The sequence below is a fragment of the Polaromonas sp. P4_F4 genome (assembly GCF_056401355.1).
This window is the reverse complement of the sequence record NZ_JBFUJO010000015.1, coordinates 19,894-34,917: the sequence shown is the minus strand read 5'-3', so window position 1 is coordinate 34,917 and position 15,024 is coordinate 19,894. Positions and strand designations below refer to the sequence as shown.

General features: G+C 63.8%; 11 protein-coding genes. 7 read left to right on the top strand and 4 right to left on the bottom strand.

All coding sequences use genetic code 11. The features are described 5' to 3' along the window. The first annotated feature begins 4 nt into the window (after positions 1–4). From AC1DUR_RS16095 to AC1DUR_RS16070, 6 genes are all read left to right on the top strand, one after another. A complete protein-coding gene (locus AC1DUR_RS16095; protein ID WP_477719722.1) occupies positions 5–925 on the top strand; it encodes a Fe-Mn family superoxide dismutase in 921 nt (306 codons plus the stop codon). A gap of 47 nt (positions 926–972) precedes the next feature. Next, on the top strand, positions 973–2,208 hold the full coding sequence (locus AC1DUR_RS16090) for an MFS transporter (RefSeq protein WP_477719721.1): 1,236 nt from the start codon (positions 973–975) through the stop codon (positions 2,206–2,208). 123 nt (positions 2,209–2,331) lie between these two features. Then, positions 2,332–3,552, top strand: a complete 1,221-nt coding sequence (locus AC1DUR_RS16085) for a helix-turn-helix domain-containing protein (RefSeq protein ID WP_477719720.1) — start codon at positions 2,332–2,334, stop codon at positions 3,550–3,552. Between the two features lie 96 nt (positions 3,553–3,648). Beyond that, positions 3,649–4,320: a Vgb family protein gene (locus AC1DUR_RS16080; protein ID WP_477719719.1), complete on the top strand. Its 672-nt coding sequence runs from the start codon at positions 3,649–3,651 to the stop codon at positions 4,318–4,320. 151 nt (positions 4,321–4,471) lie between these two features. Continuing rightward, the gene (locus AC1DUR_RS16075) at positions 4,472–5,269 is read left to right on the top strand and encodes a DUF899 domain-containing protein (protein ID WP_477719718.1); all 798 of its coding nucleotides are present in this window, start codon (positions 4,472–4,474) and stop codon (positions 5,267–5,269) included. Positions 5,270–5,293: 24 nt separating this feature from the next. Further along, entirely contained in the window at positions 5,294–5,884 is a 591-nt protein-coding gene (locus AC1DUR_RS16070; protein WP_477719717.1) for a hypothetical protein, read from the top strand. 125 nt (positions 5,885–6,009) lie between these two features. On the opposite strand, the gene AC1DUR_RS16065 is transcribed toward AC1DUR_RS16070, so the two are convergent. Beyond that, entirely contained in the window at positions 6,010–6,534 is a 525-nt protein-coding gene (locus AC1DUR_RS16065) for a GlcG/HbpS family heme-binding protein (RefSeq protein ID WP_477719716.1), read from the bottom strand. A gap of 489 nt (positions 6,535–7,023) precedes the next feature. Then, on the bottom strand, positions 7,024–10,779 hold the full coding sequence (locus AC1DUR_RS16060; RefSeq protein WP_477721752.1) for a hypothetical protein: 3,756 nt from the start codon (positions 10,777–10,779) through the stop codon (positions 7,024–7,026). A gap of 405 nt (positions 10,780–11,184) precedes the next feature. Here AC1DUR_RS16060 and AC1DUR_RS16055 point away from each other — a divergent pair, with 405 nt between their 5' ends. Next, positions 11,185–12,546, top strand: coding sequence for an MBL fold metallo-hydrolase RNA specificity domain-containing protein (locus tag AC1DUR_RS16055; protein ID WP_477719709.1), 1,362 nt, complete (start codon positions 11,185–11,187; stop codon positions 12,544–12,546). A 232-nt stretch (positions 12,547–12,778) separates the two neighbouring features. On the opposite strand, the gene AC1DUR_RS16050 is transcribed toward AC1DUR_RS16055, so the two are convergent. Beyond that, positions 12,779–13,489: a sulfite exporter TauE/SafE family protein gene (locus AC1DUR_RS16050; protein ID WP_477719708.1), complete on the bottom strand. Its 711-nt coding sequence runs from the start codon at positions 13,487–13,489 to the stop codon at positions 12,779–12,781. Positions 13,490–13,504: 15 nt separating this feature from the next. Beyond that, positions 13,505–14,893, bottom strand: a complete 1,389-nt coding sequence (gene hemN / locus AC1DUR_RS16045; protein ID WP_477719707.1) for an oxygen-independent coproporphyrinogen III oxidase — start codon at positions 14,891–14,893, stop codon at positions 13,505–13,507. Positions 14,894–15,024: the final 131 nt, after the last annotated feature.

Below are 15,024 nucleotides of genomic sequence, written 5' to 3'. Positions count from 1 at the left end.
TACCATGGACATTCAACTCAAAACCCTTTCTCTGGACCCTGCAAAACTCGACGGTCTGTCTGAAAATCTGCTGCGCAGCCACTATGACAACAACTACACCGGTGCGGCCAAGCGCCTCAACGCCATCCGGGGCCAGCTCGCGCAACTGGCCTGGGATACAACGCCGGTTTTCACGATCAACGGTCTCAAACGGGAGGAGTTGATCGCTGCGAACTCGGTCTACCTGCATGAGCTGTATTTCGAGAACCTGGGCGGCGATGGTGTGTTGCCGTCGAATGGCCTCTCGATTGCGTTCACCCGCGATTTCGGCTCGGTCGAACGCTGGCGCAGCGAATTCACCGCGCTGGCCAAGGCCATGGGCGGTGGCTCGGGCTGGGCCATCCTCACCTGGTCATCGCGTGAAGGCCGGCTGGTCAACCAGTGGGCGGCGGACCACACGCACTTGTTGGCCGGCGCCACGCCGATCCTGGCGCTCGATATGTATGAGCACGCTTACCACCTGGACTTCGGCGCCAAAGCCGCAGCTTATGTCGATGCGTTCATGCGCAATATCAACTGGGACACCGTTTATCCGCGCTATGGTGCCGCCGTGAAAGCCAGTGCCTTCGGGTTTGGACTTGAGCCTGCTGCCGTCGACCAGGCGACCGCGCAATTGATTGATGTTCGCCGCGCCGAAACCTTCGCGGACGCCAACGACATGATCAAGGGCGCACGCTATGCCGATCCTGCAGAAGTACCCGCCTGGGTTGGCACGCTTGATCCTGAGCGCCCTGTCGTGGTGTATTGCTTCCACGGCCTGGACATTGGCCGCTCTACGGCCTTGTCGCTGAGGGCACACGGCGTGAACGCGCAATTTATGGAAGGCGGCATCGAGGCCTGGAGAGCCGCGCAGCTGCCCTTAATCCCCAAGACCGCTGCGACGTGAGATCCGGCGGTTAGATCAGATGCCGCCGGGCCTAGGAGCAAATAACTGTGCTTACGTTTCACTTAACCAGTCTTAACCGGCTGATCGCTGCCAAGGCGATCAGGGGATTTGGCGACGGCTTCGTCAGCTTGTTGCTGCCGGTCTATCTGCTCAATCTTGGGTTGACGCCGTTTCAGGTCGGGCTCATCGCAACCACAACGTTGCTGGGGTCCGGCGTCTTGACCCTGCTCATTGGTACGCATGCGTCGCGCTACGACCACCGGCCCTTGCTGCTTGCCGCCTCGGCATTGATGGCTTTCACAGGCCTGGGAATCGCCTCACTGAACAGCTTTTGGCCGCTGATGCTGGTGGCGTTCGTTGGCACGCTGAATCCGTCGGGTGGCGACGTGAGCGTTTTCATGCCCGTCGAGCATGCGATGCTGGCGAGTAATGTCGAAGGCCCATCTCGCACGGCCGTCTTCGCGCGCTACAGCTTGACGGGGACCTTGTTTTCGGCTTTTGGATCACTGGCAGCCGCCTTGCCTGGGTTGGCAGCGCCGATGGCGGGTATCGCTACGCAGACCGCCATCCAGGGGATGTTCGTCCTGTATGCCTTGCTGGCTCTTGTGATGGCCGCACTGTACCGCGGTCTGCCGTTGCGACCTGCTGCAGAAGCCGCCGAACCGAAGTCGGCACTGGGTCCTTCGAAACGGCGGGTCTACCTCCTGGCAACGCTGTTCAGCCTGGATGCGTTCGGCGGTGGGTTTGTTGTTCAATCGTTGATCGCCCTGTGGCTGTATCAGCGCTTTGGCCTCTCGATCGAAGTAGCCGGATCCATCTTTTTCTGGGCCGGCCTGCTGACAGCGTTTTCATACCTTGTGGCGGCTCATATAGCCAGCCGCATTGGTTTGGTGAAGACCATGGTCTATACCCATCTACCGTCCAGCCTGTGCTTGATTGCGATTCCGTTTTGTACCGACCTGTCTTACGCTGTGACTCTGTTGTTGGTCAGAAGCGCGCTGTCGCAGATGGACGTGCCTACGCGAAGCTCTTATGTGATGGCCATCGTGACACCGCAGGAGCGCGCCGCTGCGGCAAGCGTGACGTCTGTGCCGCGCAGCCTGGCTGCTGCCGCCAGTCCCGCGCTGGCCGGCTACCTTCTTGGCGTGTCTACATTCGGATGGCCCCTGATCGTTGGTGGGGCATTGAAAATCATCTATGACATCCTGCTCCTGTCCATGTTCAGCCGTGTGCGCCCCCCGGAGGAGGTACCCAGTGCGGAACTCCCGACCAAGGCTGGCTGACCTTGGTCGCAGGCGGAGCCAGGGCTGCATGTTCAACGCCGACACTATCCTTGGTCGCGCGCGCCAGGGCCCGGAAAGTTGCAAGCGCGGCGCTGCATCAGCAAGGCGGTGTAGCCTATGGGCATGGATTCCCTGATTACCGCCTCCGCGCGCGCGCTTGCCGCCGGCGACGCGCTCGGCGCCCTCAAGCGGGTCGCCCTGCGCGACGACCCGCCGGCGCTGGCCCTGCGCGGCATCGCCATGGCCCAGCTCGGTGAGCACGCGCGCGCCCGCGAACTCCTTCGCCGCGCTGCCCGTGGCTTTGGCGCCCACGAGGAGCTGGCGCGGGCCCGCTGCGTCGTTGCGGAGGCCGAGGTGGCGCTGGCCATGCGCGACTTCGCCGGCTCGCCGCGCTCGCTGGCAGCGGCTGCAGCCACGCTCGAGGCGCATGCCGACAGTGCCAATGCGCTGCAGGCGTGGCTCATCACGGCGCGCCGGCTTTTGCTGCTGGGCCGCTTGGGCGAGGCCACGGCCGCGCTGGCACAGCTGGATGCCCGCGGCCTCCCGCCTTCGCTGAGAGCGGTGGCCGAACTGACCGCAGCCGAACTTGCGCTGCGCTCACTGCGCGTCGGCGAGGCGCGGATGGCGCTGGCGCGTGCGCACGCGGCGGCTGAACGCGCACAGGTGCCTGCGCTCATGGCCGAGGTCACAGAAGCGCGCGCTGCACTGGACCGTCCCGCTGCCCGGCGCCTCACCGCCGATGGCGGGCAGGCGCTGCGCCTCGACGAGGTCTCGGCGCTCCTGGCCTCAGACGCGCTGGTGGTCGATGCCTGCCGCCGTGGGCTGGGTGCCGGCGACCAGTGGCGGCCGCTGGCGCGCCGGCCAGTCCTGTTCACACTGGCACGTTCGCTCGCTGAAGCATGGCCGGGCGACGTGAGCCGCGAAGCCTTGATCGAATCCGCCTTTCGCACCAGGCGCCCTGACGAGACACATCGGGCGCGCCTGAGGGTCGAGATCGGCCGTCTGCGCGCGCTGGTCAAAACACTCGCGGCCATCGAAGCGACCGAACGGGGCTTTATCTTGAAGCCGCTGGCCGAGCGCGACGTGGCCGTGCTGGCGCCGCCCATTGACGGCGAGCAGGCCTCGCTGGTGGCGCTGCTGTCGGACGGCGCGGCCTGGTCCACCTCAGCCTTGGCGCTGGCCCTGGGGGCAAGCCAGCGCACCGTCCAGCGGGCACTCGCCGATCTCGAGGCCGCCGGGCGGGCGCGCTCCATCGGGCGGGCGCGGGCGCAGCGCTGGCTGGCGCCGCCGCTGGCGGGATTCACGACGATCTTGTTACTCCCCGCTTCGCTGCCGATTGGATAGAGTTGACTCCAAGAACCTGTTCACTGCCTAAACGGGGCCGTTTAGGCAGTGAACAGGTTCTAAGCGCCGACGGACGGTGCAACACAAGGAGCAACGATGACCCGCAAGACCCCTAACGACAAACCCGAAGCCAAGGCGCGCCCTGCCGAGATCGTGCGCGAATACGGTCCCTTCCCCGGCGTCAATGACATTGCAGGCGTCACCCACGACGGCCAGCGTGTTTGGGCCGCCACGGGGGCCAGGCTGATCGCCTTCGACCCCGCCAGCGGCGAGCAGACGCGCACGCTGGAGTGTGCCGGCGACGCCGGCACCGCCTTTGACGGCAAACACCTCTACCAAATCGCCGAGACGCGCATCGACAAGATCGACCCGGCCACCGGCAAGGTGGTGGCGTCCATCCCGGCGCCCGGTAGCGGAAGCGACTCGGGCCTGACCTGGGCGGAGGGCAGCCTGTGGGTGGGCCAGTACCGCGACCGCAGGATTCACCAGGTTGACCCGAAGACAGGCGCCATCCAGCGCACGATTGAGTCCAACCGCTTCGTCACCGGCGTGACGTGGGTGGACGGCGAGCTGTGGCACGGCACCTGGGAGGGCGACGACAGCGAGATCCGCCGTATCGACCCGAAGAGCGGCGCCGTGCTCGAGCGGCTGCAGATGCCACAGGGTGTCGGCGTCAGCGGCCTGGAGTCCGACGGTGCGGACCTCTTTTATTGCGGCGGCGGAAAGAGCGGAAAAGTCCGCGCCGTGCGGCGGCCCAAGGCCGTATAGACCGCATCAACGCAGCGCGCAAGGCATGGCGCCCTTGCGCTGACAACCCATTCGGCCCACTCACCGGCCGATAACGAGCGCACCTGTTACCAGCACGGGTCGGGCAGCGCATTGACCAACGCAAACGGCTCATCGAGCCAAGGAGAAAACCATGAGTACAGCAACTGCCGAAGCGAACAAAGTGAACACCGTGAACCATCCCGTCGTGTCCAGGGAGCGATGGCTTGCCGAGCGCAAGACGCTGCTGGCGCAAGAGAAGGAACTGACGCGCCTGCGCGACCAGATCGCCAGCGAACGCCGCGCCCTGCCCTGGGTTCGCATCGAGAAAAACTACGTCTTCGACGCCCCCGAAGGCCAGCGCAAGCTCGCAGACCTGTTCGAAGGGCGCCGCCAGCTGCTGGTGCAACACTTCATGTTCGGGCCGGGGTGGGAACAGGGCTGCCCCAGCTGCTCCTTCATGGCCGACCACACCGCCGGCATGAAGATCCACCTGGAGCACCGCGATGTGAGCTTCGTGGCCGTCTCGCGCGCGACGCTGCCCGAGATCGAGCGCTTCCGCCAGCGCATGGGCTGGCAGTTCAAGTGGGTTTCATCGAACGGCAACGACTTCAACTACGACTTCCACGTGAGCTTCAAGCCAGAAGAGCAGGCCACCGGCGCCGTCAACTACAACTACACCATGCAGCCCTTCCCGGCCGAAGAGGCCCCTGGCATCAGCCTGTTCTACAAGGACAGCGAGGGCCAGGTCTTCCACACCTATTCCACCTACGGACGCGGCGTGGAAGTGATGATAGGCACGTACAGCATGCTCGATCTCGCACCCAAGGGCCGCGACGAGCATGACGGGTTTTACAAGATGGACTGGGTGCGCCACCACGACCGCTACGAAACCGCGTCCGCATTTACGCCCGCGCCTGAAGCCGGCTCGTGCTGCAGCGAGAAAGCCTGACCGGCCCAGACTGGCGCGACCATCATGTCAAGCCTTTGGCCGTGGCTCGTGGTGGCGGGGGTCGGTGCCCTTCATGGGCTGAACCCTGCCACCGGCTGGATGCTGGCCGCTGCCTGGGGCCTGCGTTCGCGCGACCGGGCGCAGGCACTGCGGGCGCTGGTGCCGATCGCAGCCGGGCACGCCGCATCGGTCGCGCTGGTGGCCGGCGCGGTGGTATTCGGCATGGCCATGGATCGCTTCGCGCTGCAAGTTCTGGCGGGCGGCCTGCTTGCCATCGCAGCAGTGCTTCACCTGTCAGGCCACACACCCAAGGCGGCGCGCGCACCGGCAGGGCACGCCGGGCTGGCGCTCTGGTCCTTCATGATGTCCACCGCGCACGGCGCCGGCTTGATGCTGGTGCCGGCACTGATTCCGCTTTGCGCAGGGGACGCATCGGTTCTGGAGATGACCCGATCGGGACTGCTGACACTGGCGCTCGCGGCGCTAGGCGTTCACACGGCGGCGATGCTCGCCGTCACCGGCATGGTCGCCACGGGGGTTTGCCGTGGCTTTGATGCCGGTGCCCGTTTGCTTGGCGGCCGCAAGCGGGAGCCGCCTCCAGCACCGCACGGCTAGGCGGTTCTGCGTGCATGGGTTCTTCCGGAATATTCGTTGGCACCGAGGGCATGGGCCGAGATTGACGGCGGGCTGATTGACGCATCAAAGGACGTTCGCGAGGCCGCCAACGTCTACATACAGACTCACTTCAACCCCTCAAGTCCGGCCTTTGCCACTTGCCCATCCTGCGCACCGCTCCCCCCAGAGACACCGATCGCCCCCACGATCTTCCCATCAACAATCACGGGCAAGCCGCCCTCGAGCGGCACAGCGCCCGCTAGTCCCAACACTCGGTTGCCGCTACCGCCCCCGCCGATGACATCCTCGAAAGCTTTTGTGGGCCTCTTGAACGCCGCCGCTGATTTGGCCTTTTCCTGTGCAACCGTCACACCGGCCAAGATGGCATCGTCATGCCTTTCGAGGTAGAGCAGCACACCGGCCTGATCCGTAATGGCAACGACCATGGGCACCCCAACGCGTTTCGCCTCGCTCATGGCTGCATCTGTGACTTTTTTGGCCGCAGCCAGGGACATGGGTGCGCCGTAGCCGACCGGATGCATCGAAGGCGCCGCTGTGGCCTGTGAAGTGGTCTGGGCCTGAACTGGGAAGGCTGTGAAGGCCGTGTAGGCGGCGACGGCCAAAACCGGCCAGAGGAGGTTTGTTCGCATAGCTTGTATTTGTCCTTTTGGTTGCACCCACTATCGCTGAGAGAAGCGGACAAAGTCCAACGAGTATTTTTTATGAACCAATGAGCCACACTCATGAAGTACGGAAAAATGCGCAGAATTACATCTCGCGCGCGATGCGGAACATCACATCATTCCTCGAAGGGATGTTCGCGCAGGCGTGAGGTCGGCCGGATGAGCGCTCCGGTCTCTCATTGCGGACACCCAACGAGGGGCGTCACTGTCGGCTCAGGACCCCGAAGTTCGGCCAGTAGAAACAGCTACAGTCGGCCATCTGCTGTCGTTCACTGCGGCAGGCTGAACGACAGCAGAAGACTGGCAAGAGTCATTCAGGTTTTTGGAGTGGCTGGCAGCTCCTGACCCAAAGCGGAATTCGCTCACGTCAGATTCACTTCCCAAGAGCGGACTTCAAGCTGTGTCACAAGGATAGCTGACGGGGGCGATTCTTGCCAGTAGTGGATGTCGAGCAATCTACATCTTCATCTTGCTCTGTTCAGCATTGACGTCTGCATGCTCTGCATGGCGTGTCCAATCATCTGAGATGGCCATCAACATCGCCGACGTCCGCGGGTACTTCAAAGCCGCATCTGCCCAGCCCTTGTAACGCGCAGCGAGCTCGCGCTCTTGCCCACCACCCTCGTTTATTCCCTTTCCATAGACGCCGCGCTTGTTGAAGCACTCCATGGCGAACCCGCGTTCGACATGCTCGGCAGCGACCGCATCGATCACCTGACACACCGCTGATGGTGGCCAGAACGGCTCGCTTGCGTCCTGCGATGCATGAGCGAGAACGTAGCCAATGCGCTGGTCACCGATGTCATCGAGGCCCTTTGCCGATGCAAGTGTTCGAACCTTTTCAACCCACTCAGCTAGCATCTGAGCATCGATTTTCCCCTCGCGCAGCCCAGGCACTGTCTTGAACGCCGACAGCAGCTTGTATGAGATGTTCGCCTGTGCCTTCATTTCGGCTGTGATGACCTGGTCCGGGGACGCGTTCTTGCCTCTGAATACGTGTGACATCACGTCGACAAACATCTCGGGATCGGAAGCCAAAAGGCTGAAGACGGTCAAAGGCTCACTCTCATGGCGCAGCAGAGGCAGGTAAGCGTACTCCAACCTCGCGATCTCCAATTTGTCGACATCGCTGCGCGTACGCACTTCCTTCAGCGCCTGCGCGATGTAGTACGACAGCATGTTGCCCAAGCGCTTGATGCCGTTGCCAACCTGCCCGGCCCCTTTGGCGAGTAGGTCCACCAGCAGGCTCGACGGCAAGTCTTTGCCACGCGTGTACAACAGGCCCAAGACGTCGATGTCTCGCCCCACGCTTCGGAACTGTTCAATCGCGAACAGCAACTCGTCGAGCGGAGCTTGGACTGGCAGTAAGCCCGCGTTGCGCCAGTACTGGTCGCGTACCTCGCTGTCAAGGCCATCGACATAGGCCCAGGTCGACGGGGTAGCTGGCCAACCGAGCAAGAGTTTGGCTTTCTCAGCGTCGTCCGCGACTTGCGCCAGAACGCGGTCCTTGAATGCGTCCGTCCATTGGTAGCCGAACTTGTCTGCACCAGCGGCCGATACGTAGTACGAAAGACTCGGTGGCGCGGCAGGATTGAGTGCTCCTTGCATCAGCTCAAACATCTGATCCAGCGTGATGGAGAGGTGGCCCAGCACTTGGCCGAGCAGCTCTGGCAACTTAACCATGTTCGCCAGCCTCAGGACGCCCAGCACCCCGTCGCGGTCAAGCACGCGCTGAAGAACCTTCTTACGCAGGTCAGTGGGGTCATCGAAGTCTTCAGAGACTGCCTGGTACTTGCCAATGTGCGGCGTCCAGTCATCAAACGCATGGCGGTCGGACACTAGGGGGTCGGCAGGACGATGACGCTCGACCACCTCCTTCACAGCGGCCAACTCTTCGTTGGTCAGGGCCCAGTCTGAGTCGCCAAAGTATTCATTGCGAGCCGATTCATCCTTGAGCTCATGCCAGATCGTGCAGCCTTCGGCCGTTTGGTGATCGGCGAGGTAGCTGTCGACGCGGGCGAGCACCTTCGAACGATTCGGTGGTTGAAGTTGCCCCAACGCTTCTACAAAGACGCTAAGGCGTGTCTTGTCATCGCCAGCTGCCACGAGTGCTCGATCGACAACGGCGGCTTCAAAGTCCCACACCAAACCGAAGGTGATCTCTTCGGGCTTCTCTGGCGCGAAGTCCCGCAGCTTCGGATGCTGCGTGGGCGAGCTGGAGTCGTGACTACGCGGAAGGAGCTTCTTGAGCAACTGCCAGCCGACGTCGGGACACTCCCTGATGATGGCATCGAGGCATGCAATGCGCTGGGGCTGCAATGCGTATGTGTTGGGCGACCAGCCCAATAGGATGTCGCGCAAGCTGTTGATCGGCCGGTTGACGTGGTTCGATTCCGGCTCCGGATCCAGCTGGCCGAGCTTGGCGAGCACCACCGCAGCACGGTTGAGGTACCGTGGGTCCCAGGCAATCGTCTCAAGCGCCCAGAGAAAATGCACATGCGGACTCGACGGACCGAAGAAGCGGTCGCGCTCCGTTTCGAATATCTGTGAAGTCTGCTCAGGGGCGCCCTCGAGCATAGACTCGAGGGCCTTCAAAAAAGGGTTGGGGGCGGCCTCCGCGAGTAGCGCGGTCTGATCGCCGAGGCGCAGTATCGAATGGTGCGATTTGCTCCAATCCGGCAGCGCGTTGACTACGTCATCGACGTACTGCTGAGGCGTCTTGCCTTTGACGTGCAGGCCAGCGACGTCATGCATTGACGCGATGATGAGGAGCGTCAACGCAAGCCCATCGCGCAGCCATTTGCTGTAGTCGGCGGGAGCGGCCTTGGCCTGGTTGAACTTTTGATCTCGCGACGGCTGCTCAGGCTGTTTGCCGAATACCTTGACGATGGCGTTGCGCAGCCGCGTGAGGTCTGCTGCGGTCAGCTGACTGCCGTAAAAGAAGAAAGCATCGACCGGTGCACGCACCTGCCAGACGTCAGCCTCCCTGTCCACAGGGCGATCAGGCAAGGCGAGCGTTGGCATGAGCACGCCTTCCAACGTCACGTAGGCGGGGTAGTCCCCCAGCTCCTTCAAAACGGCGCAGTCTGTCTCGAGATCGCTCGACCATCCCCCTGCTAGAAAGGCGGGCTTCAGCACAGCTGCCTGCTGCAGCCAGACCGGGTCAGCAGCTGGCTTGTTATTGATCAGTCGCTTTAGGATGGTCAAGCTGCGCCCGCATCGATGTGCGAGCTCGTAGCCTTGGCCATGATCAAGCCCCATCTCAATGAAGCCTTCCACCATGCCTGAGGCCGTTGGGCGCTTTAGCATGGCGCCGCGCTTGGCCAAGGCACCGGTCGCGGCAGATAGCGTGGGGCACTTTTTTCCGAGCACGCCAACCAGTGATTCGGCCTCGCCCGTTGCGATAAAGGCCAATCCGGTGTGCATCTCAAAGAACCGGGCAGCCATCTGAGTACGGATGATCAACGTTCTGGATTCAAGCGACTCGCGAACGGCCGGCGCTGCACGTCGAATCGCGGCTACCGCGAATGCGACGACCTCCTCGGAGGTCTCAGCGCCGAGCATGAAGGAGTCGGCCGGACCACAAAGCTTCGCGATCAGGTCGTCCGCCTCGCGCTGCCGATCAGCGATTACAAGCTTCTCGGTGAGCGGCGGCTTGAACTGCGTGCTGAATTCTTCCCAGTACTCATCGGTGCTCAAGGCGCCTTCTCGGGGGGCCGTCCCGAGGACATTGCGGGCGTATCGGGCAGCAATCGCAGGATGGTCTTTCAGCCATTGGACGAGCTGAACGCCATCAAGGTACCTTACGTCTTTCCATTTGCCCTCTCGACGACGGTCGTCCTCCCACTCCGGAATCTTCTTCCTCGGCGTGTCCCAGGAGCCGAGGTTGACCAGAACCAGGGTGTTCTCAGCCATCTCCGCGGGAGGCGTCTGTCGGGTCCGCTTCTCGTAGTCGGCTGTCGCCTTCGCTTCGCCAGGGCCGGTGCCGAACTCCCACTTGGACTTGCCGACTGGAACGAAGCTCTTGGCCTCAGTCGTTTCCAAATCTCCGTCCCAGCCTCGCAACTGGCTGACCTCGCCGCTCGGGAAACGGAATCGAGTCGCGTCGTCAATCGTCATGCGGATCAGGTCCGCCAACATTGCCATCAGCATGTCGCGGGCGTTCATTCGCTCGGCCCAGGTCTCAAGAGCCTTTTCGTCGATCCATTGCATGTCTGCTCCCTTCGGTTACGCGGCAGTACGCGCCTACGGCACTTCTTGTTGAATATGTGCTCTTATCTTAGTTCAGCAATGGCGATGAACTCCTGCTCAGAGGGCTGTGTCGGACTGGAATACGCAACTACCTCCAGCCCCCAGGGGGGCTACCCGAGTTGGTCAGCCAGAAGCAGTCATTAAGAATCTCTGCTTCTGGCCCAGACCTGTCCATCGAGCATGAACCGCGACTGACCGTTCCCGCTGCAGTCCCGTCGTTCGAAGCCCAATTTTCAGTGACCGCAACGGGTCGAATGTTGCACATTTCAAACTCTATTTCTTCGCTCCAAGGGCCGCACTTGATCGAAATCAATCCGCCCGTGGCGTAACGGCCGGAAACTGGCCACTCACACGGCGAGGATTTCCATGCGACTCCAGTTTCTCGGCGCTACCGACACGGTGACCGGCTCCAAGTACCTCGTGCAGCACGACAAGGCCAGGGTACTGGTCGACTGCGGTCTGTTTCAGGGGTACAAGCAGCTGCGCCTGCGCAACTGGTCGCCCTTGCCGGTGAAGCCATCCGCGATTGAGGCCGTGATACTGACCCACGCCCACATCGACCACAGCGGCTACCTGCCGCTGCTGGCACGCCAGGGCTTTCGCGGCAAGGTCTACTGCACGCCCGCCACCGCCGACCTGTGCCGCATCCTGCTGCCCGACTCCGGCCACCTGCAGGAAGAGGAAGCCGAATACGCCAACCGGCGCAGCCTGTCGAAGCATTCGCCCGCGCTGCCGCTGTACACGCGCGAAGACGCCGAACGCTGCCTAAAGCTACTCCACCCGGTGGACTATGGGGAACACTGGCAGCCGGCGCCGGGCTTGAACGCGAGCCTGACGCCGTCGGGCCACATGCCGGGATCGTCGTTTGTGCGGCTGGACAATGGCTCACGCTCGCTGCTGTTTTCCGGAGACATCGGCCGCCCGAACGACATGGTGCTCAAGGCGCCCTCACAGATGGACGGTGCAGACTACCTGGTCGTCGAGTCGACCTACGGCGACCGCCTGCACAAGAATTCCGATCCCCTGACGGCGCTTGGCGAGGTGATCAACCGAACCGCTGCGCGCGGCGGCGTGGTGGTGATCCCGGCTTTCGCGGTCGGCCGGGCCCAGAACCTGATGTACTGCATCCATCTGCTCAAGGCCCAGGGCGTGATTCGCGACAACCTGCCCGTCTACCTCAACAGCCCCATGGCAGCCAGCGCCACCCAGGTGTTCCTCAAGCACAGGAACGAGTTGCGCCTGACGGCCGCGCAATGCGAGGCCATGACGCATACGGCGCACATCGTGGGCACGCCGGAGGAATCGCGCCTGCTCAATACGCGCAAGGGCGCTATGGTCATCATTGCCGCCAGCGGCATGGCGACGGGCGGGCGCGTGGTGCATCACCTCAAGGCCTTCGCGCCCGACCCGCGCAACACCATCCTGTTCGCCGGCTTCCAGGCCGGCGGCACGCGCGGCGCGATCATTGCCGGCGGTGCGCCCAGCGTACGCATCCATGGGGAAGACATCCCCGTGCATGCCGAGGTGGCCATGCTCGACGACCTGTCGGCCCATGCCGACGCGGCTGAGATCATCGGCTGGCTGAAGGGCTTCAAGGCGGCACCCAAAAAGACCTTCATCACCCACGGCGAACCGGCGGCCGCCGATGCCATGCGCCAGCGCATCGAGCGCGAGCTGCACTGGACCTGCCACATGCCTTGCTATCTGGAATCTGTCCCTCTCCATTGACCGGCGGCGGGCCAGCTCGGGTCGACATACAGCGGCTAAGCCCAATACGGTTCAGTTAGCACACCGCGTGCAGTGCCGATCCTCTCCTTCCCCCGCTGGGGGAAGGCCGGGATGGGGGCTTACGGCGTGGGCATCGGGCCGCCGTGCTGACTTGGTAGTCGCTGGCCCCCACCCCACCCCTCCCCCGGAAGGGGAGGGAGCTTCACGGGTTCTTAACTGAACCGTATTGCGGCTAAGCCAGCCCGCACCAGGCGGCCACGCGGGCGGCAAGGTCCGCCCACAGGGCCCACGCAGCGGTCAGCGCCAGCAGGGCGCCGGCCGCGCGCGTGCCCCAGTCCTGCCGCAGCCGGTCACCCGCGTCCCGCAGGCGCGCCAGCAGCGGGGGTGCCAGCGCCAGTGAGGCGCCGCTGCCAGCGGCGAACAGCGCCATCGACAGCGCCCCTTGCGACGCGCCGCCGCTCAGTGAGGCAACCAGCAGCGCCGAATACAGGAGGCCGCAGGGCATGAAGGTCCACAGCGCGCCCATGGCAAACACACCACCGCGCGCCGCCGCGAGCGGGCGGATGCGCGCCCAGGCCGAGCGGCCGGCCGCATTCACCCACGCCGGCTGACGCGCCTGGGCTAGCAACACCAGTCCCCACGCCAGCACCGCCAGATGGAACAGCGTCCAGACCGGCCGCAGCACCACGGCATGGGCCGTGAGCCAGGCAAAGCTTTCCACCGCCAGCGCGGCCGCGGCCCCAGCCACGGAATAACCGGCGAGCCGCCCTGCCAGGAAGATCCAGAGCGAGCGCGAATTCGAGCGCGATGGCGTGGATGCGGGCGCAGGCGAACCATGGCCGGCACGGGGCATGGCGGCGCAGGCCGCACCGCACATGGCCACACAATGCGGGCCACCCGCCAGCCCCATCAGCAGCGCCGTGACAGCGAGGGTAGTGGACATGACCGCTGGAGCTCTTCAGATAATGCGCGAGAACTTCGCGCGGTTGCGGTCGGCCTGCAGGTAGCGGTCGAACACCATGGCCACGGCCCGCACGAAAAACCAGCCCCTGGCCGTGACCTGGATGCCGGCGTCATCCAGCACCACGAGGCCTTCGTCGGCCAGTTCGCTCAACTGCTCGAGTTCGGCCGCAAAGTAGGTCTCAAAGTCCAGCAGCCAAGCCTGCTCGATCGATTCAAACAGCACCTGCCCCTGGCACATCAGCGCCATGATCACGGCCCGGCGGGCCAGGTCGTCCCGGCTGAGTGCCAGACCGCGCGCCACGGGCAGCCGTCCCTGGTCGAGGTGGTCGCAATACTCTTCCATCGTCTTGGCGTTCTGGCTGTAGGTCGCGCCAATGTGGCCAATCGCCGAGACGCCCAGGCCGATCAGGTCGCAGTCGGGTTGGGTGCTGTAGCCCTGAAAGTTGCGGTGCAGGCGGCCCTGCCGCTTGGCAATGGCCAGCGCATCGCCGGGCAGTGCGAAATGGTCCATGCCAATGTAGACATAGCCCGCCGCCTCGAAGCCCGAAAGCGCTTGCGACAGCATGGCCAGCTTGGCCGCAGCGCCGGGCAGCTCGGCGGACACGATGCGCCGCTGCGGCTTGAAGCGCTCGGGCAGGTGGGCGTAGGCATACAGCGCGATGCGGTCGGGCCGCAGCTGCTGCACCTGGGCCAGCGTGCGCGCGAACGATTCCGGCGTCTGCCGCGGCAGGCCATAAATCAGGTCGATGTTGACCGAGTCGAAGCCTGTCGCCCGCGCCTGCTCCATCAGCGCGAACACCTGCGCGGCAGGCTGGATGCGGTGCACCGCTTTCTGCACGTCGGGGTCGAAGTCCTGCACGCCGAAGCTGATCCGGTTAAAGCCCAGCTCGGCCAGCGTGGCCAGGCGGGCGCCGTCCACGGTGCGCGGGTCGATCTCTATGGAGTATTCGCCTCCGGGCACCAGTGCAAAACTTCGCCGCAGCATGGCCATCAGTTCCCTGAGTTCGGCGTCGGACAGGAAGGTGGGGGTGCCACCGCCCAGGTGCAGCTGCGTGACGGGCTGCTCCAGACCCAGCTGGGCCGTGTGCAGGTCCACTTCGCGGCCGAGATAGCGCAGGTAGGTGGCCGCACGGTCGTGGTGCCTGGTGATGATTTTGTTGCACGCGCAGAAGTAACACAGCGATTCGCAGAACGGGATGTGCAGGTACAGCGACAGCGGCTGCGGTTGCGCCAGCGCGGCCGGTCCGCTTTGGCGCTGGACCAGCGCCTGGCCATAGTCGGCCGCGGTAAATGCCTCGACGAAACGGTCGGCCGTTGGATAGGAGGTGTACCGGGGCCCGGCAATGTCGAATCGGCGCAAAAGGTCGGGCGAAACAGTGGTCATGGCGCAAAGTTTGCCGCGCGCTGCAGGTCGTCCGCTTGATCTAAATCAGTCGTTCGATATGCGGAGATAGGCGGAGATATGCGGAGTGGGACCCGTTTGATCCAGATCAGAAGGGTCCAGATCAGAAGGAC